Source organism: Franconibacter helveticus LMG 23732, from assembly GCF_000463115.2.
GTDB lineage: Bacteria > Pseudomonadota > Gammaproteobacteria > Enterobacterales > Enterobacteriaceae > Franconibacter > Franconibacter helveticus.
This window is the reverse complement of the sequence record NZ_AWFX01000057.1, coordinates 166,981-193,240: the sequence shown is the minus strand read 5'-3', so window position 1 is coordinate 193,240 and position 26,260 is coordinate 166,981. Positions and strand designations below refer to the sequence as shown.

Annotated in this window: 18 protein-coding genes, 1 tRNA gene and 3 other RNA genes; 15 read left to right on the top strand and 7 right to left on the bottom strand. The window is 56.5% G+C overall.

Going from position 1 to position 26,260, the window contains the following annotated elements; genetic code table 11:
• From eptB to DW56_RS21080, 5 genes are all read left to right on the top strand, one after another.
• On the top strand, positions 1–913 hold a 913-nt coding region (eptB, locus tag DW56_RS22965; RefSeq protein WP_235803283.1), incomplete at its 5' end, for a kdo(2)-lipid A phosphoethanolamine 7''-transferase.
• A 91-nt stretch (positions 914–1,004) separates the two neighbouring features.
• Positions 1,005–1,081: transfer RNA gene (locus tag DW56_RS20350), tRNA-Pro, on the top strand.
• Positions 1,082–1,113: 32 nt separating this feature from the next.
• A non-coding RNA gene (locus DW56_RS21090) (RtT sRNA) lies at positions 1,114–1,246 on the top strand.
• A 32-nt stretch (positions 1,247–1,278) separates the two neighbouring features.
• Positions 1,279–1,411, top strand: a non-coding RNA gene (locus DW56_RS21085) — RtT sRNA.
• Positions 1,412–1,443: 32 nt separating this feature from the next.
• A non-coding RNA gene (locus DW56_RS21080) (RtT sRNA) lies at positions 1,444–1,576 on the top strand.
• Between the two features lie 46 nt (positions 1,577–1,622).
• Here the strand turns inward: DW56_RS21080 and DW56_RS23010 are convergent.
• Positions 1,623–1,712, bottom strand: a complete 90-nt coding sequence (locus DW56_RS23010) for a DUF3289 family protein (RefSeq protein ID WP_267879862.1) — start codon at positions 1,710–1,712, stop codon at positions 1,623–1,625.
• Between the two features lie 638 nt (positions 1,713–2,350).
• On the opposite strand from DW56_RS23010, the gene dppA reads away from it, so the two are divergent.
• The 5 genes from dppA (at position 2,351) to dppF (ending at position 8,050) form a co-directional block, all read left to right on the top strand.
• The gene (gene dppA, locus DW56_RS20335) at positions 2,351–3,958 is read left to right on the top strand and encodes a dipeptide ABC transporter periplasmic-binding protein DppA (protein WP_024552185.1); all 1,608 of its coding nucleotides are present in this window, start codon (positions 2,351–2,353) and stop codon (positions 3,956–3,958) included.
• Between the two features lie 156 nt (positions 3,959–4,114).
• Entirely contained in the window at positions 4,115–5,134 is a 1,020-nt protein-coding gene (gene dppB / locus DW56_RS20330) for a dipeptide ABC transporter permease DppB (RefSeq protein WP_024552186.1), read from the top strand.
• A gap of 9 nt (positions 5,135–5,143) precedes the next feature.
• Positions 5,144–6,046, top strand: coding sequence for a dipeptide ABC transporter permease DppC (gene dppC / locus DW56_RS20325; RefSeq protein WP_024552187.1), 903 nt, complete (start codon positions 5,144–5,146; stop codon positions 6,044–6,046).
• 11 nt (positions 6,047–6,057) lie between these two features.
• The gene (dppD, locus tag DW56_RS20320; RefSeq protein ID WP_024552188.1) at positions 6,058–7,053 is read left to right on the top strand and encodes a dipeptide ABC transporter ATP-binding protein; all 996 of its coding nucleotides are present in this window, start codon (positions 6,058–6,060) and stop codon (positions 7,051–7,053) included.
• Complete coding sequence (gene dppF / locus DW56_RS20315; RefSeq protein ID WP_024552189.1) at positions 7,040–8,050, top strand: dipeptide ABC transporter ATP-binding subunit DppF; 1,011 nt, start codon at positions 7,040–7,042, stop codon at positions 8,048–8,050. The genes dppD and dppF overlap by 14 nt, the downstream gene beginning before the upstream one ends.
• Positions 8,051–8,103: 53 nt before the next feature.
• Here the strand turns inward: dppF and pgaD are convergent, their stop codons facing one another.
• Genes pgaD through pgaA form a run of 4 tightly spaced genes read right to left on the bottom strand, consistent with a single transcriptional unit; the run spans position 8,104 to position 14,452 of the window.
• Entirely contained in the window at positions 8,104–8,628 is a 525-nt protein-coding gene (pgaD, locus tag DW56_RS20310) for a poly-beta-1,6-N-acetyl-D-glucosamine biosynthesis protein PgaD (RefSeq protein WP_029590225.1), read from the bottom strand.
• Between the two features lie 2 nt (positions 8,629–8,630).
• Positions 8,631–9,959: a poly-beta-1,6-N-acetyl-D-glucosamine synthase gene (pgaC, locus tag DW56_RS20305; RefSeq protein WP_024552190.1), complete on the bottom strand. Its 1,329-nt coding sequence runs from the start codon at positions 9,957–9,959 to the stop codon at positions 8,631–8,633.
• A complete protein-coding gene (gene pgaB, locus DW56_RS20300) occupies positions 9,956–11,971 on the bottom strand; it encodes a poly-beta-1,6-N-acetyl-D-glucosamine N-deacetylase PgaB (protein ID WP_024552191.1) in 2,016 nt (671 codons plus the stop codon). The genes pgaC and pgaB overlap by 4 nt, the downstream gene beginning before the upstream one ends.
• Positions 11,972–11,980: 9 nt before the next feature.
• The gene (gene pgaA / locus DW56_RS20295) at positions 11,981–14,452 is read right to left on the bottom strand and encodes a poly-beta-1,6 N-acetyl-D-glucosamine export porin PgaA (protein ID WP_024552192.1); all 2,472 of its coding nucleotides are present in this window, start codon (positions 14,450–14,452) and stop codon (positions 11,981–11,983) included.
• Positions 14,453–15,477: 1,025 nt separating this feature from the next.
• On the opposite strand from pgaA, the gene hmsP reads away from it, so the two are divergent.
• From hmsP to DW56_RS20280, 3 genes are all read left to right on the top strand, one after another.
• The gene (gene hmsP / locus DW56_RS20290; RefSeq protein ID WP_024552193.1) at positions 15,478–17,478 is read left to right on the top strand and encodes a biofilm formation regulator HmsP; all 2,001 of its coding nucleotides are present in this window, start codon (positions 15,478–15,480) and stop codon (positions 17,476–17,478) included.
• 165 nt (positions 17,479–17,643) lie between these two features.
• Positions 17,644–18,930, top strand: coding sequence for a dicarboxylate/amino acid:cation symporter (locus tag DW56_RS20285; protein WP_024552194.1), 1,287 nt, complete (start codon positions 17,644–17,646; stop codon positions 18,928–18,930).
• A gap of 197 nt (positions 18,931–19,127) precedes the next feature.
• Complete coding sequence (locus tag DW56_RS20280) at positions 19,128–20,612, top strand: M16 family metallopeptidase (protein ID WP_024552195.1); 1,485 nt, start codon at positions 19,128–19,130, stop codon at positions 20,610–20,612.
• Positions 20,613–20,648: 36 nt separating this feature from the next.
• Here the strand turns inward: DW56_RS20280 and kdgK are convergent, their stop codons facing one another.
• Positions 20,649–21,581 carry a 2-dehydro-3-deoxygluconokinase gene (gene kdgK, locus DW56_RS20275; RefSeq protein WP_024552196.1) on the bottom strand — a complete coding sequence of 311 codons (933 nt, stop codon included), beginning with the start codon at positions 21,579–21,581 and terminating at the stop codon, positions 20,649–20,651.
• A gap of 232 nt (positions 21,582–21,813) precedes the next feature.
• Between kdgK and pdeH the strand changes: the two genes are divergently transcribed.
• Both pdeH and DW56_RS20265 read left to right on the top strand, forming a co-directional pair.
• On the top strand, positions 21,814–22,587 hold the full coding sequence (gene pdeH / locus DW56_RS20270) for a cyclic-guanylate-specific phosphodiesterase (protein WP_024552197.1): 774 nt from the start codon (positions 21,814–21,816) through the stop codon (positions 22,585–22,587).
• A 62-nt stretch (positions 22,588–22,649) separates the two neighbouring features.
• Positions 22,650–24,707, top strand: a complete 2,058-nt coding sequence (locus DW56_RS20265) for an AsmA family protein (protein ID WP_024552198.1) — start codon at positions 22,650–22,652, stop codon at positions 24,705–24,707.
• Positions 24,708–24,823: 116 nt separating this feature from the next.
• On the opposite strand, the gene DW56_RS20260 is transcribed toward DW56_RS20265, so the two are convergent.
• A complete protein-coding gene (locus DW56_RS20260; RefSeq protein ID WP_024552199.1) occupies positions 24,824–26,152 on the bottom strand; it encodes an MFS transporter in 1,329 nt (442 codons plus the stop codon).
• Between the last annotated feature and the right edge of the window lie 108 nt (positions 26,153–26,260).

Genomic DNA, 26,260 nt, shown 5'->3' with positions numbered 1-26,260 from the left:
AACCACGCGCTGGGATCACATGGGCCTGCTGGGCTATTCGCGCGAAACCACGCCAAAGCTTTCTCAGGAGAAAACCCTGGCGGCTTTCCGGGGTTACTCGTGCGATACCGCCACTAAGCTCTCCCTGCGTTGCATGTTTGTGCGCGAAGGCGGAGCGGAAGATAACCCGCAGCGCACCCTTAAAGAACAGAACGTGTTTGCCGTGCTCAAACAGCTTGGCTTCAGTTCCGACCTGTATGCGATGCAGAGCGAGATGTGGTTCTACAGCAACACCATGGCCGACAATATTTCTTACCGTGAGCAGATTGGCGCGGAACCGCGTAATCGCGGCAAACAGGTCGACGACATGCTGTTGGTCAACGAGATGCAAAACTCCCTGAGCGAGCATCAAAAAGGCAAACACATCATCATATTGCATACCAAAGGGTCGCATTATAACTATGTGCAGCGCTACCCGCGCAGCTTCGCCCGCTGGCAGCCCGAGTGCATGGGCGTGGACGACAAATGCAGCAAACAAGAGCTGATTAACGCCTACGATAACTCGGTGCTTTACGTCGATAGCTTTATCTCGAAGGTGATTGACCAGGTTCGCGACAAGAAAGCGATTGTTTTCTACGCCGCCGATCATGGCGAGTCGATCAACGAGAAAGAGCATCTGCACGGCACGCCGCGCAACATCGCGCCGCCGGAGCAGTTCCGCGTACCGATGATGGTCTGGATGTCGGACAGTTATCTGGCGGACCCGGATCACGCCCGCGCTTTCGCCGAACTTAAAAAGCAGGCGCAGGATAAAACCGCGCACCGTCACGTAGAGCTTTACGACACCATCATGGGGTGCCTTGGTTACACCTCGCCAGACGGCGGGATAAACCAGAACAACAACTGGTGCCGTGCGCCGTCGACGCAGAAATAGCCAGCGCCGCTGGCTTTTCAGGCGATCGCGAGGCTTTTTTTAATAAGGTATTGACGCTGGGGTAGCACGGCAGTAATATGCGCCCCGCATTCGGTGATTGGCGCAGCCTGGTAGCGCACTTCGTTCGGGACGAAGGGGTCGGAGGTTCGAATCCTCTATCACCGACCAAATTCAAAAAGCCTGCTCAACGAGCAGGCTTTTTTGTATCTGACGCTCAGAGGATGAGAACCTCCGGGGGCAGAGGTTCGACTCGAGCGCAGCGAGAGAACGTTGCTTCAGCAACGGCCCGCAGGGCGCGTCACGCAGTGACGTGTAATCCTCTGGCACCGACCAAATTCAAAAAGCCTGCTCAACGAGCAGGCTTTTTTGTATCTGACGCTCAGAGGATGAGAACCTCCGGGGGCAGAGGTTCGACTCGAGCGCAGCGAGAGAACGTTGCTTCAGCAACGGCCCGCAGGGCGCGTCACGCAGTGACGTGTAATCCTCTGGCACCGACCAAATTCGAAAAGCCTGCTCAACGAGCAGGCTTTTTTGCATCTGACGTTCAGAGGATGAGAACCTCCGGGGGCAGAGGTTCGACTCGAGCGCAGCGAGAGAACGTTGCTTCAGCAACGGCCCGCAGGGCGCGTCACGCAGTGACGTGTAATCCTCTGGCAGCGACCAAATTTGAAAAGCCTGCTCAACGAGCAGGCTTTTTTGCATCTGACGCTCAGAGTTCGCTAAGGTCGCCGTAGCGCAGATCGCCCGCATAATAATCATCCATCGGTTTTTGCGTTTTAAAGAGGGTGCAGGGATAAATAAGAATTTAAGATAAGGAGGGTGTTTATTGTGACTGATAATAACGCTGTGGTTTTTAACCATACCGCGCGCCTCTTTTTTAGCGCTTATTTTGTTTATCGCAATTAGCTTTCTTTTTATTGGCTCTTCTCTGTTTTGTGAGATATTCCATTGAAATTTATTATGGAAAAAGGCGGATACTTTTCCCTCCGCTTATAGATACTCCCAGCATTTTTAGCTGACCGCCTCTGCGTTTACAGCATGAATCGTTCATTACTTCGCCAGTGAGCAACTAATTTTACAGAATTGGTACAAATCATAACCGCTGGATGTTGCAAATTATTAAGATAATTATTCTGGCATCGGGGCGGTAGCATAAATTTCCCTGCTGAAAATAGTGGTCTGAACTTTTTTTAATCTTTGTTTGTCGTTTCTCACCCTGCTTGTAAATCCCGGTGACCTGTATTGACGTTTTCCTAATCTGTTGACAGATTGTAGGGCGTGAGGGGCCCTTTACGGAGAATATGCACTGTTTTCTGGTCAACCTTACGAAAGGAATCCCCATCCTCACAATGCCCAGCGGGCACCCCGATCGGACCGGGTAAAAAACAAAAAAAGGTCTGACGGGCAACACAACACCCATCACATTGGAGCAGAAGAATGAGTATTTCCTTGAAAAAGTCAGGGATGCTGAAGTTTGGTCTGAGCCTGGTAGCCATGACCGTTGCAGCAAGCGTACAGGCAAAAACCCTGGTTTACTGTTCAGAAGGCTCGCCGGAAGGCTTTAACCCACAGCTCTTTACCTCTGGCACCACTTATGACGCAAGCTCAGTGCCGATTTATAACCGCCTGGTAGAATTTAAAACCGGCACCACCGAAATCGTTCCCGGCCTGGCTGAGAAATGGGAAGTCAGCGAGGACGGCAAAACCTATACTTTCCACCTGCGCAAAGGCGTGAAGTGGCAAGACAATAAAGAATTCAAACCGACGCGCGATTTTAACGCCGACGACGTTGTTTTCTCTTTCGACCGTCAGAAAAACGATCAGAACCCGTACCATAAAGTCTCTGGCGGCAGCTACGAATACTTTGAAGGCATGGGCCTGCCGGCGCTGATTTCCGAAGTGAAAAAAGTGGACGATTCCACCGTTCAGTTCGTACTGACTCGCCCGGAAGCGCCGTTCCTGGCTGACCTCGCGATGGACTTCGCGTCGATTCTTTCCAAAGAATACGCCGACAACATGCTCAAAGCCGGCACGCCGGAAAAAGTGGACCTGAACCCGATCGGTACCGGTCCGTTCCAGCTGCTGCAATATCAAAAAGATTCCCGCATTCTCTATAAAGCGTTTGAAGGCTTCTGGGGCACCAAGCCGAAGATCGATCGTCTGGTCTTCTCTATTACGCCGGATGCTTCCGTGCGTTACGCCAAGCTGCAAAAAAATGAATGCCAGGTGATGCCGTACCCGAACCCGGCTGACATCGCCCGCATGAAGCAGGACAAAAACATCAATCTGATGGAGCAGGCGGGCCTGAACGTAGGCTATATGTCCTTCAACACCGAGAAGAAACCGTTTGACGACGTGAAAGTGCGTCAGGCGCTGACCTACGCGGTGAACAAAGAAGCCATCATCAAAGCGGTTTACCAGGGCGCCGGCGTAGCCGCGAAAAACCTGATCCCGCCGACCATGTGGGGCTATAACGACGATGTTAAGGATTACACTTACGACGTTGAGAAAGCCAAAGCGCTGCTGAAAGAAGCGGGCCAGGATAAAGGCTTTACCGTTGAACTGTGGGCGATGCCGGTACAGCGTCCGTACAACCCGAACGCCCGCCGCATGGCGGAGATGATCCAGGCCGACTGGGCGAAGATCGGCGTTCAGGCCAAAATCGTGACCTACGAGTGGGGCGAATACCTCAAGCGTGCGAAAGCGGGCGAACACCAGGCGGTGATGATGGGCTGGACCGGCGACAACGGGGATCCGGATAACTTCTTCGCCACCCTGTTTAGCTGCGACGCGGCGAAAGATGGTTCAAACTACTCCCGCTGGTGCTACAAGCCGTTTGAAGATCTGATTCAACCGGCGCGCGCCACCGAAGACCACAACAAGCGTATCGAGCTTTACAAACAGGCTCAGGTAGTGATGCACGACCAGGCGCCTGCGCTTATCGTCGCGCACTCCACCGTGTATGAGCCGGTGCGTAAAGAAGTCAAAGGCTACGTTGTGGACCCGCTGGGTAAACACCACTTCGAAAACGTCTCTGTCGAATAATAATCAGGGCCATTTCCCTCTCTGTTAAGAGAGGGCCGGGGTGAGGGAAGCGCAAGTTTCTCCTCACCCTCACTCTCTCTGAAGGAGAGAGAATTTACATTTGTGAGCAATGCAGACGCCGCTTCACCAGGCGCGTCATTACAGAGAATCCGGGTTATGTTGCAGTTCATCCTCCGACGTCTGGGGCTTGTTATCCCGACGTTTATCGGTATTACCCTTCTCACTTTTGCCTTCGTCCATATGATCCCCGGCGACCCGGTGATGATCATGGCGGGCGAACGTGGTATTTCCCCCGAGCGTCATGCGCAACTGCTGGCGGAGCTTGGCCTTAATAAACCGCTGTGGCAGCAATACCTCAATTACATCTGGGGCGTATTGCATGGCGATTTAGGCATCTCGCTGAAAAGCCGTCTGCCGGTGTGGGAAGAGTTCGTTCCGCGTTTTAAAGCGACGCTGGAACTGGGTATTTGCGCCATGATTTTCGCCGTGGCAGTCGGTATCCCGGTCGGGGTGCTGGCGGCCGTGAAGCGTGGCTCCATTTTTGACCATACCGCCGTGGGCCTGTCGCTCACCGGTTACTCCATGCCTATCTTCTGGTGGGGCATGATGCTGATTATGCTGGTCTCGGTGCAGTGGAACCTGACGCCGGTCTCCGGGCGGGTCAGCGATATGGTCTTTCTTGACGACACGAATCCCCTGACCGGATTTATGCTCATCGATACCGCCATCTGGGGCGAAGAGGGCAACTTTATCGATGCCCTGGCGCACATGATTCTGCCTGCGATCGTGCTTGGCACCATACCGCTGGCGGTAATTGTGCGCATGACGCGCTCCTCCATGCTGGAGGTGCTGGGCGAAGATTACATCCGCACCGCGCGCGCTAAAGGGTTAACCCGCATGCGCGTGATTATTGTCCATGCGCTGCGCAATGCCATGCTGCCGGTCGTTACGGTTATCGGTTTGCAGGTCGGCACGCTGCTGGCGGGCGCCATCCTCACCGAGACTATCTTCTCCTGGCCGGGTCTGGGCCGCTGGCTTATCGACGCGCTGCAACGCCGCGATTATCCGGTAGTGCAGGGCGGGGTGTTGCTGGTGGCGACGATGATCATTCTCGTCAACCTGCTGGTCGATCTGCTGTACGGCGTGGTGAACCCGCGTATACGTCACAAGAAGTAAGGGGCCATCATGTCTCAAGTTACAGAAAACAAAGCCGTTGCGGCCCCGGTGCCGATGACGCCGATGCAGGAATTCTGGCACTACTTCAAGCGCAACAAAGGCGCGGTAGTAGGCCTGGTCTACGTCGTGGTGATGATTATTATCGCCGTGTTCGCCAACTTTCTCGCGCCGCATAACCCGGCCGACCAGTTCCGCGACGCGCTGCTCGCGCCGCCGGTCTGGCAGGACGGCGGCAGCTGGGCGCATATTCTTGGCACCGACGATGTAGGCCGCGATACGCTTTCGCGCCTGATGTACGGCGCGCGCCTGTCGCTGCTGGTAGGGTGTCTGGTGGTCGTACTGTCGCTGATTATGGGCATCGTGCTTGGGCTTATCGCCGGTTACTTCGGCGGCGTGGTGGATGTCATCATCATGCGCGTCGTCGATATCATGCTGGCGCTGCCGAGCCTGCTGCTCGCGCTGGTGCTGGTGGCGATATTCGGTCCCTCGATAGTCAACGCATCGCTGGCGCTTACCTTCGTGGCGCTCCCCCACTATGTGCGCTTAACCCGCGCCGCCGTACTGGTGGAAGTGAACCGCGACTACGTGACCGCCTCCCGCGTGGCGGGCGCAGGCGCCATCCGCCAGATGTTCGTTAATATTTTCCCCAACTGCCTTGCGCCGCTGATTGTTCAGGCGTCGCTCGGTTTCTCTAACGCCATTCTCGACATGGCCGCCCTTGGCTTTCTTGGCATGGGTGCGCAACCGCCGACGCCGGAGTGGGGCACCATGCTCTCCGACGTGTTGCAGTTTGCGCAGAGCGCCTGGTGGGTCGTGACCTTCCCGGGTCTCGCTATCCTGCTGACGGTGCTGGCATTTAACCTGATGGGCGACGGCTTGCGCGACGCGCTCGACCCCAAACTCAAGCAGTAAAGAGGCACGAGATGGCGTTATTGAATGTAGATAAATTATCGGTGCACTTCGGCGACGAAGATGCGCCGTTCCGCGCCGTAGACCGCATAAGCTACAGCGTGAAGCAGGGCGAAGTCGTGGGCATCGTCGGCGAATCCGGTTCCGGCAAGTCAGTCAGCTCGCTCGCCATTATGGGCCTGATTGATTACCCCGGCCGCGTAATGGCCGAAAACCTGCAATTCAACGGTCAGGACTTAAAGCGCATTTCGGAAAAAGAGCGCCGCAACCTGGTAGGCGCCGAAGTGGCGATGATTTTCCAGGATCCGATGACCAGCCTGAACCCCTGTTACACCGTGGGCTACCAGATTATGGAAGCCATTAAGGTGCATCAGGGCGGCAATAAGAAAACCCGCCGCCAGCGGGCGATCGATCTGTTAAACCAGGTCGGTATTCCGGACCCGGCTTCGCGTCTGGACGTTTACCCGCACCAGCTCTCCGGCGGGATGAGCCAGCGCGTGATGATTGCTATGGCCATCGCCTGCCAGCCGAAACTGCTGATTGCCGATGAACCGACCACCGCGCTGGATGTAACTATCCAGGCGCAAATCATCGAACTGCTGCTGGAGCTACAGCAAAAAGAGAACATGGCGCTGGTGCTTATCACCCATGACCTCGCGCTGGTAGCTGAAGCGGCGCACAAAATCATTGTGATGTACGCAGGCCAGGTGGTGGAGACGGGCGAGGCGAAAGATATCTTCCGCGCGCCGCGCCACCCCTACACCCAGGCGCTGCTGCGCGCGCTGCCGGAATTCGCCCAGGACAAAGCGCGCCTGGCGTCGTTGCCGGGCGTGGTGCCAGGGAAATATGACCGTCCGACAGGCTGTTTGCTGAACCCGCGCTGCCCGTACGCCACAGAACGCTGCCGCGTTGAAGAGCCGGGCCTGAACCTGGTGGACAACGGCCGCCAGTCGAAATGCCACTATCCACTCGATGATGCCGGGAGGCCGACAAATTATGAGCACGCATGAGGCCACCTTACAGTCGCAGCCGCTGTTGCAGGCTATCGATCTGAAAAAACACTATCCGGTGAAGAAAGGTTTCTTCGCGCCGGAACGTCTGGTGAAAGCGCTGGACGGCGTTTCGTTCACCCTTGAGCGCGGCAAAACGCTCGCGGTGGTAGGCGAATCGGGCTGCGGTAAATCCACGCTTGGCCGTTTGCTGACCATGATCGAAACGCCGACTGGCGGCGAGCTTTACTATCAGGGGCAGGATCTGCTCAAGCACGATCCGCAGGCGCAAAAGCTGCGCCGCCAGAAAATCCAGATTGTGTTTCAGAACCCCTACGGTTCGCTGAACCCGCGTAAAAAAGTGGGGCAGATCCTGGAAGAGCCGCTGCTGATCAACAGCGATATGAGCAAAGCGGCGCGCCGCGAGAAAGCGCTGGCGATGATGGCGAAAGTGGGGCTCAAAACCGAGCATTACGACCGCTATCCGCACATGTTTTCCGGCGGCCAGCGCCAGCGTATCGCCATTGCTCGCGGGCTGATGCTTGACCCGGATGTGGTGATTGCCGACGAACCCGTATCCGCGCTGGACGTTTCCGTACGCGCGCAGGTGCTGAACCTGATGATGGATTTGCAACAGGACCTGGGGCTTTCCTATGTCTTTATCTCGCACGACCTCTCCGTGGTGGAGCACATCGCCGATGAAGTGATGGTGATGTATTTGGGGCGTTGCGTGGAAAAAGGCACCAAAGACCAGATCTTCAACAATCCGCGTCATCCGTACACCCAGGCGCTGCTCTCCGCCACGCCGCGCCTGAACCCGGACGACCGTCGCGAACGCATCAAGCTGACCGGCGAGCTGCCAAGCCCGCTCAACCCGCCGCCGGGTTGCGCTTTTAACGCCCGCTGCCGTCGCCGCTTCGGCACCTGTACTCAAATCCAGCCGGCGCTGAAAAGCTACGGCGGGCAACTGGTGGCCTGCTTTGCAGTAGACCAGGACGAAAACGCCGAAAAGCGCTGAGTTCTGAAACAGAAAAAAGCCGACGCATGCGTCGGCTTTTTTATTCCCTCGTTTTAACGCGGGGGCTGTTCTTCGGTCAGCGAAGCGGGCACCGTTTCGCCTGCGGGCAGCAGCGGAAGCCTGCCTGGTTCGGCAGGTGGAGGAAGCAGGCTTTCGCCAATGGCGCTGTTCACTTCCACATGATCGATGCCGCCGTGATCGTCGTGAAACACGGTCTGCACGCGTCCTTTGTTCATTTCCGTCACCAGCTTCGGCGTGATCTGGAAGCTTTCCGCCACGGCGTCATGCTCCAGGTCGGGACGGCGTTTGCGCCGCTCCACGCGAAAACGAAACTGGTTGTATTTCGCCCAAATCAGCAGCGCGACGCCGTTGAGCATCGCCATCAATATGTAGAGGGCGATAGTACCCAGCGTCGCAAGAAACGGGCGCGTGCCGGCGGCAGTTTGCGGCAGCATTAACTCTTTCATCAGGTCGAAATAGATGAGGTAAGAGAACGCCGCCCAGGCAATCACTGTCAGCAGGGCATCGAAGACGCGCGGCGCGAGGCGCTGCTCGGTGAAAATTAATGGCTGCATCATCACTAAATTCTCCCTATGCCGCGGTCGGGGCTGACCCAGCGCGCGCGGGCGCGCTGGCGTTTAAGCATCACTTTCGGGAACGCTACAAGCGTGGTGAACAGGCTCAGCATCCAGTAAACCACCGGGAACCAGATAACCCAGAACAGCGAAGAGGCGATGTTTTTCTCGTAACGCCGTTCAATCAGCAGGCTCACCATAAACTGCAACAGACAGACCACGGCCAGAATCAGCCCGGTAAACTCGGGCGGGAAAAGCCGCTGAATGAGCAGCGAATCGGGCAGCGGGAAAATAAAGCCCAGTACAAACAGCACAATACTGGCGGCATAGGCGAAGGCCCACGTCGTCGAAAGACAGAACTCAGCGAACAGCGGCCACATGCGGCGATATTCCCACGACCAGAGGCGGCGCATATTCACCAGGAACACCTCGGCGCCGCCCTGCGCCCAGCGCAGACGCTGTTTCCACAGCCCTTTCGCCGTTTCCGGCATTAAAATCCAGCACAGCGCGCGGGGTTCAAAGAATATCGACCAGTGACGCAGCTGGAGCTTCCAGCTGATGTCGATATCTTCGGTGATCATATCCGGGCTCCAGTAGCCCACTTCCGCCAGCGCGCGGCGACGGAAGGCGGCAATCACGCCGGAGACGGTAAAGACCTGGCCGTAAATACGCTGCGTGCGTTTAATCAGGCCGATAATCGAGGAGAACTCGCCCACCTGCACGCGGCCTACCAGCGTTGAGCGGGTACGGATGCGCGGGTTGCCTGTCACCGCGCCAACGCGCGGGTGCTGCAACAGCGGCGTGACCATGTAAGCCGCGGTATCGCGGTCCAGCAGCGCGTCGCCGTCGATACAGACCAGGTATTCGCTGCGCGCCGCCGCTGCGCCCGCCTTCAGCGCCACCGCCTTGCCCTGGTTTTCAGCAAGGTGGATCACGCGCAGGCGCGGATACTCTTCCGCCAGCTGGTTAAGCACTTCGGCGGTGTTATCTTTCGAACCATCGTTAATGGCGATAACTTCCGTATTGCTGTAGCGCTGCGCCAGCGCCGCTTCTATCGTTTCCCGCGCGTTCAGCCCTTCGTTGTAGCAAGGGATGAGAATAGAAATGAGCGGGTTGCCCGGCAGCTCAGGCGCCGGCGCGTCGTCGCCCCACTTCCATTTACGCTCGCGGTAGAACCAGAAGTACAGCCCGCCGGTAATCCATAGCGCCGACATAAACAGCGGCCAGAAGAAGACGAAGTTCAGCATCACCTCACCGGTGAAGATAGCCGCGACCCCGAGCGGGATACTGAACACCAGGCACAGAACTAAAAAGGCTATGATGCGATCGGTCATTTTTGCGGGTACCAGTATGAGGAGAATGCCGGTCGAACCTCGGACATCTCAGGTTGATCGTTAATGAAATCATCGGGGTAGTAGCCAAAGTTAAAGGCACCGCTCATCTGGAGCTGCTGCATCCACTCTTTCAGCTGAGCGCCGCTGATTTCCGCGTGATTTTCCTGTTTGCGCCAGTCGCGCGCCTGCAATTCAAAAACCGTTCTGTTCAGCGCGCCCGGGTGTTCCGCCACCGCATGCACCAGCTTGTCGAGCCAGGCATTGCTTTCATTAAGCGGCACGCCTTCCATCAGCGGCATCGCCATCGGCGCGGTCCAGTCGTAGGTTTCGAGGAAGTCGTTGAGGTTCTGGGCAAACCAGGACTCGCTCTTCGGATCCAGTACCGGCATGGCGTAAATGTTGCGCGCCGTTCTGACCTGCGGCCCGCGAATAGACTGCACGGTCCGGGTTAACGATTTGGTGAAGTCGATAAGCTCGCGGCTCTTGAAGCGCGTCCAGCGTTCAAACTCCTGCGGGTTGTTGCGAATATCCGTAATCGACCCTTTGAAGCCCGCCTGGCGATAGGCCGCCATCGCGTCCGGGCTGGCGTCTTCAAAGTCCGTCAGCAGCGCGTCGTCATGGAACAGCACGCCGTTGAAGTTTGAATAGCGGGCCAGATCCTCATAGATTTCGGTGATGCGCTGGCGGGCCACCGGGTTAAAAGGCGACAGGCGCTGATACTGTTTCGGGTCGACTTTCGCCGTGCCGGTTTCCGGGTCCCACGCCTGAACGCGCGGCAGGGATTTATCCAGATCGAAAGCCAGCACCGGCATCCAGGCGTAAACTTTCACGCCGCCTCGCGTTTGTAACTGCCACGCCAGGAAGTTAAAGAGTTCAGAGCGCACCGGCAGCCAGCGGTTTTTGAAGTAAAGCTCTTTGACCGTGCCGTCGCCCGTCGGGTCGGCGTAGGCTTGCAGGAAGACGTGGCTTATCTTCATGTCAAAGACGCGCTGGATAAGCTTGTCGATGTTCTTTTGCTGCTGTTTCGGGTCTTTGTCGTAAACGTAATCCAGGTCAACGTGCATCACGCGCATGCGCGGAGGTTCCTGTATGCCGATAACCGCGTTAGCAAAGTTGTTAATGGACGGGTTGCCTGAGACCAGATAGCGGGGAATGCTGTCGAGATTATTGACGTTGCCAAGCCCCTCGTTGAGGGTAAAGGCCATCTGATAACCATGCTTTTTGATGATATCAAGCGAAATGCCGTTGGCTGCGCCGTAAGGCCAGACCCAGGCGCGCGGCGCTTTGCCGGTCACTTCTTTAAGCTTCGCGGTGATCATGGCGACATCTTTATCGATACGCGCCCGGTACTCTTCATCCGTCTCATACTGGCCGGTTTTTTTGTTGTACATACGGTTCGCCACCGCAGGCTGCGTGCTGCCCTGCGGGTTGGCTACGCCGCCATAGTGAGAAGCCCAGGTATGCGAACCCACTTCCACCAGCGGCGAGCGGCTGACTTCGCGCACCATATCCCAGGTAGCGAATTTTTCGCGGGGGGTCGGCAGGCCGCCGAAGTCCACCTTTTTATTTTCCGGCGTACCGACCCAGATACCGACCGGCGCCCACAGGGCAGGCCAGTTATAGGCTTTGAGCAGTGGCCAGACGCGGGTATAGAAGCTGCTGTAACCGTCATCAAAGGTCAGCAGCACCGCTTTTGGCGGCAGAGGGGCGCCGCCGTTGCGGGCATCCAGGATCTGTTGCACGCTCACCGGCTGGTAGCCGTTGCGTTTCAGCCAGACCATCTGGTCGTTGAGCGCGCTGGTGCGCACTGACATATAACGCTGGTCCGCGCCGTCGTCTTCAATATCGTGATAAGCAATCACCAGAAAACTGTTGCGTGGCCAGGGCTGTGTTGATTCTGGCATTGGTCTGTCCGCAGGTGGCGTAAAGCGAGGGTTTTCGGCATTGCCGCAGGCGGTCATCAGTAACCAGCCAGCGACTAACAAGCCCATACGCAGGAAATGTTTCAACATGAAAAGTCCTTAGAACCTGACGTTTAAATCGAAGGAGACAGAGATGTTTCTTTCACGCTCGCCATCGTAGGGACGACGGTCCCAGGTGAGCATGAACCCGCCATCCACCACGTTATTGAACTGGACGTGTTGTCCGTACCCGAAGGTAGTGATAAGCCCGCTGCCCTGGCCTTTTTGCATATAGCTGCCGACGCCGGCGTAAAACTGCTGCGTCCAGGCGTTGTCGTAATGGTGATAAATCAAGTGTTCGGCAGACAGACCCGGCACCAGCGAGAGATCCCGTTTCGGGTTGTAGTAGGGCACATCTTCTTTGTTGTTAAAGCTGCCGCTGATGCTGGGGGTAAAGTCCAGCGTGAAGCGCGGGCGGGAAAAGAGGCGTTCCTGGCCGCTCAGGCTGTATTCAAAACGGTCGTTGCCGTCTGAAAACCAGGAAGGCGCCACGCTCAACTGATATTCGCGTCTTTCATTCTGATACCAGCGCACAAACGCGTCGCCGCCGTTGGCCGTCACGCCGCTACGCAGCGCGCGCAGCGGAGTATTATGCGAAATACGTTCGGCTGAACCGCCCACGCGCCAGTTATCGTTAAAGTCATGCCAGCCTGACAGACGCGCGCCGATCTTCTGGCCGTCGTTATAGTTACGCCCGGAGATTTCCGCTTCGGCCCAGTTATCGCGCGAACGCCACTCCACGCCGCCTAAGACGTCGCGGTCGTAACCCTTGCCTTCTTCAAACTCGCCGGTAGCGAAGTTAAAGCCCGCAAACAGCCGCACGTTCTCGTTAATGGGCGGGCTGTAAAGGGCGCTCTGGAAGGTGAAGTCATGCTGGCCGCTGATCGGGCTGTCGGAATCAATGCCCTGGCTGCCGGCGATGCGCAGTTCAGACTTATCGTGCACGTCGCGCAGGCGCGCCAGCCGCTGGGAGTTCTGGTCTTCCGGGCTTCGCTTCATAACGTCGTCAATCAGCAGGCGCGCCTGCCGCCATTCATAGAGATCCATCGCCACGTAAGCCTGCTGGCGCTCCAGCTCCAGATTGTTCGGCTCCAGCACTTCGGCGATTTTCAACTCCCGCTCCGCCCGGCGCGGCAGACCGCGTGTTTCCAGCACGGAGGCGTAGCCGATGCGTAAACCCTGGTTGCCCGGGCCTGAACGGGCCAGGCGCTCAGAGAGTTCTTCAGCGGCGGGAAGGTCGTTGGTCATGGCGCGGTACTGCGCCTGCAAGGTCTGGCCGAGCAGCCAGTAATCGTTCGGCTCCGGCGTCGGCGAGCCATAATAACGGCGCAGATAAGGCGTGTTTTTAACCAGTTCGTCTATCTGGGCTTTCGCCGCGTCGTATTCTTCGTTTTCCATGCGGGTATAGAAGAGCGCCTGCGTGTCATCCTGCGAAAGCGACGTGGCGCTGAACGCTTTCGGGTTTTCGCTGGCGAAGACATCGTTCATCAGCGCTTCGGCTCTGTCCGGGCGCTGTTTAGAAAGGTAGGCGGAGGCGACCCAACGTTTGGCGTAGCCGGGCACCGCCTGGCCGTCGGCGCTGATTGCTTCATATTCGCTGATGGTTTCGTCAAGCCTGCCGCGCGCCATCAGGGCGCCCAGACGGTCAATGCGCGCGCGGCGGTAGTCTGCCTTTGCCGCCGGATCGTCGCGCCAGGTCGCGAGCAGACGGTCATAGCGCGAAAGCGCTTTGTCAGCCAGCAGGTAGCGTTCCTGTTCGGTGCGGGTCGGCATGAACGCCGTGCGCACCATTTCCGCCGCCGCGTCGGTTTGCAGGCGTCGGCCCATTTCCGGCGAAATGGCAGCGGCTTCAGACAGCTCCAGCGCGGGCGAAGAGACGCGGTTGGCGGAGAGTGTGCCTGTCAGAAACTGCGTCGTGCCTTTGTTTTGTGGGTTTTCTTCCTGCGCCCGCGTGGCGGCAAACAGTGCATCCCAGCTCTTGCCCTGAGCGCGATAGGCGTAAGCCAGCGCTTCGTAGTTGCCGGAAGTCGGGGCGCGGGCCACCATCTGGCGGGCCTCAGAGACCGCCGCGTTATAATGACGGGCATCGGCCAGCGTCATCACCCAGCCTGCGCGGATATCGTCGTTTTGCGGCTCCAGCGCCAGCGCCGACTCCCAGTGCGCCAGCGACGCCGGATACTGTTTAAGGTTGCGGTAAGAACGGGCGACCGCGACCTCACCGCGCGCCGGGATCTCCAGCGAGCCGTGATAGCGCTGCCAGACTTTCACCACTTCGGTATCCTGGCCTGCCCAGTTCGCCACCTGCAACCAGTCGGCGACCTGATTAGCATTCAGCGGGGTTTGCTGCTCATGCTCGCGCAAGTAGCCGAGCAAAGCTGAGGTGTTCCCGCTACGGGCTTCCTGGACCAGCGTATCGTAAGTCGGGCTGGCTTCTGTCGCCAGCGCAGGAAACGCCATCGCCATACTGGCGGCAAGCAGCGTCTTTAGCCGGAAGCGAAAAACAGCCTTGGTCTGTAGATGCGGGCTACGCATAGCTCTCCTTAATATATCAACCCTGAATATTGAACGACGGACGCCCTGAATTACTGGCAGTAATTCCAGAAAACGGTCGTTAATAGCAGTTTCTAAATAATTGCGTCTGGCGTAACTCATACGAAAGGCTGATTGACGCCGGATGAAAATAAAATAAAAGCCTTGCCGTAATTATTTCCAGAGATGTCCAGAAATTGCGAAAAGTATAACGAGTTTATAACGCAAGTCCAGATTGAATTTATTTGGATCGGCGTCATAGAAATGGCTAAATTAGTGATAAGTCGCTACCTGTCAGTTAATAAAATAACGCCATAATAAAAAAGTGCTAATTTTGTTTAGCATGGGGCGGAAACTAATATTAAAGCATTAATTTTCATTTAATATGCTGATTTTGAATGGAATTATTTTCTTGTGGCTGTGCTCTGGCGACTGTCCGATATAAGCGTTACGGATGATGAGTATAAATGTAAATAAAAGAGGAACAGGCCGCCGATAAATAAAACAGGAAATATCATTATTCCGGGTGAGGCGCGAGGGGTTGGCGCGCAAGTATGATGTCCGGCTTTATCGGTTTGCTGTGCTTGTTTTATGGCGGCAACAATCCGGGGCTATTTTTTTCGCCTTTCACAGATAATCAAACTGACGCAGGGTGCGGTATTAAGTCTTTTGCCTTGAAATATACGCTGGAATATAGCACTAACAGATGAGCTTGTATTTTATTACGCGGTTTTGAATAAAAGATGACATCACAGCGACAATGAATAACAGGCCCGCCTTAGATAAGCTTTCCACTTCGCTGTTTTACGCACGGCGCGCCAGCGCAGTTTGCGGCAAGACATTCAGTTAATACGTATTTATTGCCGGCCGCCTTTCTTCCAGGAGGAATCGTAATAATTTTCGATTACGGCCTTAAGGCTACGCTTCGCGGTCAAAACGCCGCACAATGCAGTATACTCACCGCGCGAAGAAAACATTTATGCTGATTAAGTCAGTTATAGCGGGCAGAGGCATTCTGGAGAGTCAAGTTGCGAGTCAGTCGTTCCTTAACAATTAAACAAATGGCGACGGTATCAGCCGTCTCCGTGGTGTTTATTTTTGTTTTTGTTGTGATCCTGCTGTTTCACTTCGCGCAGTCCAACCGCTATAACGTCGCCATGCAGATGGAGAGCGTAGCGCGCTCAGTACGACAGCCGCTTTCCGCCGCTATCCTGAAAGCCGATATACCCGAGGCGGAAGCCATTTTGCAGCAGATCAAACCCGCAGGCGTGATTAGCCGCGCCGATGTGGTGTTGCCTAATCAGTTCCAGGCGCTGAGGGTACGCTTTACGCCCGATCGCCCCATTCCGATGATGATCTCGCGTATCTTTGAACTGCCGGTGCAGATTTCCCTGCCGCTTTATTCGCTCGAACGGCCAGCCAACCCGCAGCCGTTGGCTTATCTGGTGCTACAGGCGGATTCATGGCGCGTATACCGCTTCATCATGCACCTTATTTCCACTTTGCTTACCGCCTGGCTGTTGCTCTCGCTCATTTTGTCCGTGGCGATCACCTGGTGCGTTAACCGGCTTATCGTGCACCCGGTGCGTAAGATTGCCCGCGAGTTTAACGACCTTGACGCAGCAAAAGTGCTGCCCCACCAGCTTAAGCTCGCGCGGCTGCATAAAGATGATGAGATAGGCATGCTGGTGCGCAGCTATAACCGCAACCAGCAAACCCTGATGCGCTTGCAGGAAGAAACAACGGCGCTCAGTACGCATTCGCCGGTGACCGGCCTGCCGAACCGGGCGCTGCTGATGTCGCTGCTGGAAAATGTCGTCTCGGGCGGCAAAACCACGGCGCTGGTGTTTATCGCCTGCGAAACGTTGCAGGACGCGGCGGCAGTGCTGAGCGAAGAGGAGCGTAACCGTTTACTCCTTACTCTCACGCAAAGAATGCAGTCGGCGCTGTCGCCAAGAATGGTTATTGCCCAGGTCAGCCATTATGACTTTGCGATCATCGCCCATGGAGTAAAAGAGCGGGGGCATGCGTTGACGCTTGCGCAGCAGCTCCTGGCCGCGCTCAGTGAAAATCTGCCTGTCGGCGGGCTGCATTTGCGGCCCACCGCCAGCATTGGCATTGCAATGTTTCATGGCGAGCTAAGCGCAGAGCAGCTTTATCGCCATGCCGTTGCGGCGGCTTTCAGCGCCCGGCGTAAAGGTAAAAACCAGGTTCTCTTTTTCGACCCGGAACAAACGGCGCAGGCGCAGCGGCGTCTTACTGAAGAGAGCGATATTCTTAACGCGCTCGACAACCATCAATACGCCATCTGGCTCCAGCCGCAGGTGGATTTACGCACCGGCAATGTTGTCAGCGCCGAAGTATTGCTCCGTCAACAGCAGGAAGATGGCAGCTGGGCGCTGCCGGAAGGGCTGATAGAGACCATTGAGTCCAGCGGGCTGATGGTGCTGGTAGGCAACTGGGTGCTGGAGGAGTCTTGTCGGCTGCTGGCTGACTGGCAAAGCCGCAATATTATGATGCCGCTGTCGGTAAATCTCTCCGCCCTGCAACTGCTGCATCATGAGATGGTGCCAACGCTGCTTGAATTGCTTGAACGTTACCGCATCGCGCCAGGCTCGCTGGTGCTGGAAGTAACGGAAAGCCGCCGTATCGACGACCCGGATGCCGCCGTTTCTATTTTGCGCCCGCTGCGTAACGCTGGCGTGCGTATCGCGCTGGATGATTTTGGTATGGGTTACGCCAGCCTGCGTCAGCTTCACCACATGAAAGCGGTGCCGGTAGACGTGATGAAAATGGATAAAAAATTCATAGAAGGACTGCCGCAGGAACACGGTATGGCCGATGCGATTATCCAGCTGGCGGAGAGCTTGTCGCTGGAAGTGGTGGCGGAAGGCGTTGAAACGCAAGCGCAGCGCGACTGGCTCGCCAGCGCGGGCGTAAGCCTGGCGCAGGGGTATCTGTTTGGGAAAGCCGCCACGGCGCAGGCGTTTGAACAGCGCTACATTTCCCGCACGCAAGAGCCTGACTGAATTCCTGCGCGTGGAACAACTATGCGAGCCAGCTCATAATTTTTAACATTAATGTTAACAAGCTGGTGTGTTGTTATTTCTGTGGTGTATACCGGGTGTTACTTTTAGCCAACAGGATTGCTGTACAAGCACTTTTCTTGTGGTTATTACCTTCAAGGACACCCTATGAAACTCTCACTCTTCAAGAGCCTCTATTTTCAGGTTTTGACGGCTATCGCCATCGGTATTCTGCTCGGCCATTTTTACCCGGAACTGGGCGCGCAGATGAAGCCGCTGGGCGACGCTTTCGTTAAGCTCATCAAAATGATTATCGCGCCGGTTATTTTCTGTACGGTAGTGACCGGCATCGCTGGCATGGAAAGCATGAAGGCGGTCGGGCGCACCGGTGCGGTGGCGCTGCTCTATTTTGAAATCGTCAGTACGCTGGCGTTAATTATTGGCCTGGTGATAGTCAACGTGGTGCAGCCTGGCGCGGGAATGAACGTCGACCCGGCTACGCTCGACGCCAAAGCCGTGGCGGTTTATGCCGAACAGGCGCAGCAGCAGGGCGTGGTCGCCTTCCTGCTGGATGTGATCCCCGGCAGCGTTATCGGCGCGTTCGCCAGCGGCAATATTTTACAGGTGCTGCTGTTCGCCGTGCTGTTTGGTTTTGCGCTGCATCGCCTTGGCAAAAACGGCCAGCTGATTTTCAACGTGATCGAGAGCTTCTCGCAGGTTATTTTCGGCATCATCAATATGATCATGCGCCTCGCGCCGATTGGCGCTTTCGGGGCGATGGCCTTCACCATCGGCAAATATGGCGTCGGCACGCTGGTGCAGCTTGGCCAACTGATTGTTTGTTTCTATATCACCTGCATTCTGTTTGTGGTGGTGGTGCTGGGCGCCATCGCGCGCGCGACGGGCTTCAATATTTTCAAATTCATCCGCTATATCAAAGAAGAGCTGCTGATTGTGCTGGGCACCTCTTCTTCAGAATCGGCGCTGCCGCGCATGCTCGATAAAATGGAGAAACTCGGCTGTAAGAAGTCGGTGGTGGGGCTGGTTATCCCGACGGGCTACTCCTTTAACCTCGACGGCACCTCTATTTACCTGACGATGGCGGCAGTGTTTATCGCCCAGGCGACAAACAGCCATATGGACATTTTCCATCAGATAACGTTGCTGGTGGTGCTGCTGCTCTCGTCAAAAGGCGCGGCGGGGGTAACCGGCAGCGGATTTATCGTGCTGGCGGCGACCATATCGGCGGTAGGCCACCTGCCGGTAGCGGGGCTGGCGCTGATCCTCGGCATCGACCGCTTTATGTCGGAAGCGCGCGCGCTCACTAACCTGGTCGGCAATGGCGTGGCGACCATCGTGGTGGCTAAGTGGGTTAAACAGCTGGATGAAAAACAGCTTGATGCGACGCTCAACCATAAAAAACGCGACAGCCAACCGCAACAAATCTCCTCCTGATCTCACTCTTCTGCCCGCTGCCGCTTGCCTCGGCCGCGGGCCCCTGCGCATAATTGGCTTTTATTTCACTTTATTGCGTGACGTTTTGATAATTTCGCGGTCAAACGAGAAGTTCTGACGTCACCTTTGATGGCTTGCGTACGCGACGAGCCATCGTTTGAATGATTTTTAACCAGGAATGTTGATCAGGGGTACACATGCAGGGCACTAAAATTCGTCTTTTCGCCGGGAGCGTGCTGATGATAGCCGCGACTGGCTACGTGCAGGCAGAAGCGCTCCAGCCCGACCCGGCCTGGCAACAAGGCACGCTGGCGAACGGTTTCCAGTGGCAGGTGCTGGCGACGCCGCAACGCCCCAGCGACCGCGTGGAAATTCGCCTCTCCGTTAATACCGGTTCGCTTACGGAAAGCACCCAGCAGAGCGGTTTCAGCCGCTTTTTGCCGCGCCTTGCGCTGACCCAAAGCGGCAGTTTACAGCCTACCCAGGCCCGCTCGTTGTGGCAGCAAAGCATCGATCCTAAGCGCCCATTGCCGCCGGTTATCGTCTCTTACGATACCACGCTGTTTAATCTCAGCCTGCCGAACAACCGTAACGATTTACTCAAAGAAGCGCTGACTTACCTCGCCGACGCCGCAGGGCAAACCAAAATCACGCCTGAGAGCATCAACAAAGCGCTTCAGGGCCAGGATATGGTGGTCACATCACCCATCGATACCAAAGAGGGCTGGTGGCGCTACCGCCTGAAAGGTTCGACGCTACTGGGCCACGATCCGGCAGATGACATTCGCCAGCCGGTAGATGCGAACCAGCTGAAAGCGTTTTATCAGAAGTGGTACACACCGGATGCGATGACGCTTATCGTCGTCGGCAACATCGACAGCCGCGCGGTAGCGGAACAGATCAACAAAACCTTCGGCGATTTGAAAGGCAAGCGCGAAACCCCGGCGCCGGTGCCCACGCTTTCCCCGCTGCGCCATGAGCCGGTCAGCATCATGACCGATATGGTGCGCCAGGATCGCCTCTCCATTATGTGGGATACCCCCTGGCAGCCGATTCGCGAATCCGCGGCGCTGCAACGCTACTGGCGCGCCGATCTCGCCCGCGAAGCGTTGTTCTGGCACGTGCAGCAGAATTTAAGCAAAAACAGCATTAAAGATATCGGCATCGGCTTTGACTGCCGCGTGTTGTTCCAGCGCGCCCAGTGCGCCATCAACGTTGAATCGCCGACGGACAAGCTTAACAGCAACCTTGCGCTGGTCGCCCGGGAACTGGCGAACGTGCGTGGTAATGGCCTGTCGGAAGATGAATTTAACGCGCTTATCGCGCAGAAAAAGCTGGAGCTGCAAAAGCTGTTCGCTACGTACGCGCGCACTGACACCGACATTCTTATCAACCAGCGAATGCGTTCTTTGCAAAACCAGGTGGTGGATATCGCGCCGGAGCAGTACCAGAAGCTGCGCCAGAGTTTCCTGAGCAGTCTGACCCTCGACCAGCTAAATCAGGATTTGCGCCAACAGCTTTCGCAGACCATGTCGCTTATCCTGTTGCAGCCTAAGGGCGAGCCGGAGTATGACATGCAGGAGTTGCAGGCGACGTGGGATAAAATTATGACGCCTGTCGCCGCGCCGGTAACAACGGAAGAGACGCACCAGGATGTGACGGATATCCCGCCAGGGCAGTAAAACAAAAAAAGCGCCTCAGGGCGCTTTTTTATTGCCTCAGGCCGGCATCGCCGAGGCGGGAATAATCGCCCCGCGATACTGGATAACGGTGCTGGCGGTCAGGTGTCCGCGTTGCGCCGCCTCCTGCGCGCTGCCGCCGGTCAGACGCACCGCCAGGTAGCCTGCGCTGAAAGAGTCGCCCGCTGCGGTGGTATCAATAACTTTCTCTTTCGGCAGTTTAACCGCCGGCACTTCCAGTACCGCTTCCCCCTGAATTGCCACCAGGCAGGACTCAGCGCCGCGTTTGATAACCACTTCCTGTACGCCCGCCGCATGCGTGCGCGCAATCACCTCTTCTACTGGCTTTTCGCCCCACAGGGCATCTTCGTCATCCAGCGTCAGGAAGGCGATATCGGTGCAGCTCAGCATTTGCTGATAAACCTGCTGCGTCTCTTCGCGGCTCGCCCACAGGCGCGGGCGATAGTTGTTGTCAAAAATGACTTTGCCGCCGTTGGCGCGGCACTTGCGCAGCAAATCAAGCAGCTTCTCGCGGCTTTGCGGGCTGAGTATGGCAAGGCTGATGCCGCTCAGATAGAGGTAATCAAAGCCCGCCAGTTCAGCGCAAATCGCTGGCGCCTGGTCGCTTTCCAGCCAGTAGCGCGCGGCCGCTTCGTTGCGCCAGTAGTAGAAGGTGCGCTCGCCGCTGGCGTCGGTTTCGATGTAATAAAGGCCCGGCAGACGGTTTTCCATCCGCTGCGTCAGGTCGGTCTTCACATATTCTGCCTGCCACGCGTCAATCATCTGCTGGCTGAAGTTATCCTGGCCCAGCGCGGTAACGTAATGCACGGAGAGGGCGGTTGGCGCCACCTGACGCGCGATATAAACCGAAGTGTTAAGCGTATCGCCGCCAAAACCGCGGTTAACCTCCGCGCCTTTTTGCGACAGTTCAATCATGCATTCGCCAATCACGGCAATTTTTTGCAAAGACATAGTGAAGAACCCGTACAAAGAAAATGAAAGTCAGTGTGTGCTTCGCTGATAAATCCGTCAAACATTTTAAAACATCGTTCCGATATTTATTTGAGCCAGATAGGTATTTTGAAAGTCTGCAAAAAAGAGTGATTCATAAACAGGCAGAGATTGAACATAAAGTTCTCACCTGGCGGGCCGATAATTCGTTGGCGAGTCCAGGATAGCTAACACGTTTAACAGGACGATTACGATGAAGTTAACACAGGTCACTCAACGGCTACCTATGCCTGCCGCGAGTATTGAAGATTTCCAGGCGCGGCGTTATTGGTTGCAGTGTGAGCGCGCCTATACCTATCAACCCATTTATAAAACAGATGGTCGCTTGCTGGCAGTGGAGCTGCTGACGGTCGTCACCCATCCCGGCGAGCCGGAGCGGCGTATTCCGCCCGACCGTTATTTTGCCGAGCTGTCCGTACGTCAGCGCATGAGGGTCGTTGAAGAGCAATTGTCAGTGCTGGAAGCGCGCGCGGCTTTTTTCCAGCAAAACCAGGTGCTGGCGTCGGTGAATATCGACGGCCCTACGCTGCTGCTGATGCGCGAGCATAGCGAACTGCTGGAGCGGGCTAACCGGCTGACATGGGTCCGTTTTGAGCTGGTAGAGCATATCCGCCTGCCGGAGAACTCCTCTTTCGCCAGCGTCTGCGAACTTGGGCCGCTGTGGCTGGATGATTTCGGCACCGGCATGGCGAATTTCTCCGCGCTGAGCGAAGTGCGGTACGACTACATTAAAGTGGCGCGCGAACTGTTCATGATGCTGCGCAAAACGCCTGAAGGGCAAAATCTCTTTACGCTGCTGTTGCAACTGATGAACCGCTACTGCGAAGGGGTGATTGTCGAAGGCGTCGAAACAGAAGAGGAGTGGCGCGATGTTCAGGCTTCGCCAGCGCTTGCCGCACAGGGCTATTTTCTCTCCCGCCCGGTCTCTTTTGACTCGCTGGAGCGCGTAATGCTAAGACTTTCCTGATGTTGTTTCCGTCTCCCTAAACTATCTTTACTTAAGGCAAGGTAGAGAGGGAAGGCGCGGAAATGACAAAAACAGGCAAAATTATCAGTGCGGTAGCAGGGATCTTCTTGTTGCTGATTGTGATTTTAATCATCGTTATCGCCACTTTTGACTGGAACCGGTTAAAACCGACCATCAACGAGAAAGTCTCCACTGAACTGAACCGTCCGTTCGCTATTCGCGGCGATCTCGGCGTGGTGTGGGAACGCAGCAAAGAAGAGAAGGGCTGGCGCAGTTGGGTGCCCTGGCCGCATGTACACGCCGAAGACATCATTCTGGGAAACCCGCCTGAGATCCCTGAAGTGACCATGGTGCATTTGCCGCGCGTGGAAGCGACGCTCGCGCCGCTGGCGCTGCTGACCAAAACGGTGTACATCCCCTGGATTAAGCTGGTGCAGCCGGACGCTCGCCTGATACGCCTGTCGGAAAAAAATAACAACTGGACGTTTAACCTCGCCAACAGCGATAAAAAAGAAGAGAACGCGCAGCCTTCCGCCTGGTCTTTCAAACTCGACAACATCCTGTTCGATAAAGGCCACATCTCCATTAACGACAAGCTAAGCCGCGCCGATGTGAACATTACCGTCGATCCGCTGGGCAAGCCGCTGCCTTTCAATGAAGTCACCGGGGCAGAAGAAAAAGACAGCAAAGGCAAAGTGGGCGACTACGTTTTTGGCCTGAAAGCGGAAGGCCGTTACAACGGCCAGTCGGTTAAAGGCACAGGCAAAATCGGCGGCATGCTGGCGCTCAGGAGCGAAGGCACGCCGTTCCCGGTGCAGGCGGATTTACGCTCCGGCAACACCCGCGTGGCCTTTGTCGGTACGGTTAACGACCCAATGAACATGGGCGGCGTCGATCTGAAACTGAAATTCGCCGGCGATTCGCTGGGCGAGCTTTATGAACTTACCGGCGTGTTATTGCCGGATACGCCGCCGTTTGAAACCGATGGCCGCCTGGTGGCGAAAATCGGCGAGAAGACATCGACATACGATTACCGCGGTTTTAATGGCCGCATCGGCGACAGCGATATTCACGGTTCGCTCACTTATACCAAAGGCGAGCCAAGACCGAAGCTGGAAGGCGATCTCGAATCGCGCCAGCTGCGTCTGGCGGATCTGGGGCCGCTTATTGGCGTCGATTCCGGTAAAGATGCCGATAAGAGCAAGCGCTCTGAGCAGCGTAAAGGCGAAAAATCGGCGCAGCCGGCTGACAAAGTGCTGCCTTATGACAAGTTTGAGACCGATAAATGGGATGTGATGGATGCCGATGTGCGCTTTAAAGGCCGCCGCATTGAGCACAGCGCCAGCCTGCCGCTGAGCGATCTCACCACGCATATCATCCTGACAAATGGCGACCTGCGCCTGCGTCCGCTGAAGTTCGGTATGGCGGGCGGCACCATTGCTTCCAATATTCACCTCGACGGCAGGAAATCGCCTATGCGCGGCGAGGCGGATATTCAGGCGCGCCGCCTGAAGCTCAAACAGCTGATGCCGGATGTAGAGCTGATGCAAAAAACCCTGGGCGAGCTTAACGGCGACGCGGATTTTCGCGGTACCGGCAACTCAATCGCCGCGCTGCTCGGCTCAAGCAATGGCAACCTGAAATTGCTGATGAACGACGGGCTTATCAGCCGTAACCTGATGGAAATTCTCGGTCTTAACGTGGGTAACTTCGTGGTCGGCCAGATTTTCGGCGACGAAGAGGTAAGAGTGAACTGCGCGGCGGCGAACCTTGATCTGGTCAACGGCGTCGCCCGTCCGCAGATTTTCGCCTTCGACACGGAAAATGCGTTAATCAACATTACCGGCACCACCAGTTTCGCCAACGAGCGTCTGGACCTTACCATCAACCCGGAAAGCAAAGGGGTGCGTATCGTTACGCTGCGTTCGCCGCTTTACGTGCGCGGCACCTTTAAAAACCCGGACTATGGTGTGAAGGCGGGGCCGCTGATTGCCCGCGGCGCCGTAGCCGCCGCGCTCGCCACGCTGGTAACCCCAGCCGCCGCGCTGCTGGCGCTGATTTCTCCTTCCGAAGGCAGCGAGAACCAGTGCGGCAATATTCTGTCGCAGATGAAGAAGTAAGGGGAGGCGGCGGCCGATAACGTTGTATGCCTTGCCGGCGCCTTGGTAAACCCGCTGCGGACGTAAACAAAAAGGGGCTGCCTTCTGGCAGCCCCTTTTTTGCTAACGCCGCGTAATTACAGCGACTGGTTGCTCGTCTCGTGTGTGGCAATCAGAGCAATCAGCGTTAATGCCGCCATCGCCGCCAGATAGATCCCCACCCAGGTCAGGCCGTAATTCGCCTGCAACCAGGTGGCGATATAGGGCGCTACCGACGCGCCCAGAATCGAGGAGACGTTATAGGAGAAAGACGCGCCGGTATAACGCACCTCGGTCGGGAACAGCTCCGGCAGCAGCGCGCCCATCGGCCCGAAGGTCAGGCCCATCAGGCTTAAACCAATCAGCAGGTAAGCCATAACCAGCGTCTGGCTACCGGAACCAAGCAGCGGCGGGAAGATAAACAGCGCGAACAGCAGAATAAGCGTGGTGATGGTAATCATGCTTTTACGACGCCCAAAACGGTCTGCCAGCAGGCCCGCAATCGGCACCATTACGCCAAAGCCGATTACCGCCATCATCAGCATCCACAGCACGCTGTTGCGCGAAAAGCCCAGGCCGCCCTGCGCTATTGGCGTAGTGCTGAAGGTCATGGAATAGACCGTCATGATGTAAAACAGGGTATAGGTAGCCAGCATAATAAAGGTGCCGAGCACCGTTACGCGCACATGTTTTGTCAGCAGCGTACCCAGCGGGATTTTCACCTGCTTCTTCGCTTTGGCGATTTTGGCGAAAACCGGCGTTTCATGCAGAGAAACGCGCACATAAAGGCCAATCAGCACCAGCACGGCGGAGAAGATAAAAGGTACGCGCCAGCCCCAGCTCATGAACTGCTCGTCAGTCAGCAGCCAGGAGAGCAGAAGGAAAGTGCCGTTAGCGAAAAAGAAGCCGATGGGCGCGCCAAGCTGCGGGAAAGAGCCATACAGCGCGCGTTTACGCGGCGGCGCGTTTTCGGTGGCCAGCAGCGCAGCGCCGCCCCATTCGCCGCCAAGACCCAGGCCCTGGCCGAAGCGCGCCAGCGCCAGCAGCAGCGGCGCGAGCACGCCAATGCTTTCATAGCCAGGCAGCAGGCCAATCAGCACCGTAGAGATGCCCATCGTCAGCAGGGAGGCTACCAGCGTCACCTTACGGCCTACGCGGTCGCCAAAGTGACCAAACAGGGCTGAGCCAATCGGGCGGGCGACAAAGGCGATAGCGAAGGTGGCAAGCGACTGTAGCGTGGCGGCCGTCGGGTCGCCCTGCGGGAAGAAAATGTGCGGGAATACGATCACCGCCGCAGTAGCGTAAATATAAAAGTCGAAGAACTCGATGGCGGTGCCAATGAGCGAGGCGATAACCACTTTTCCGCGAGAGTTTACCGGCGTGGCTTCCTGGTCGTTTTCCAGAGTCGTTGCGAGTGATGCTTGCATAGAATTTTCTTATTTTTTACCGTCGGACAACCATATTAGTCACAGCAAAAGCGACATTTCAACGCGCCGTCCGGGGCGCTGCTGCGCAAAAAACAGGCAAAAAGCGGA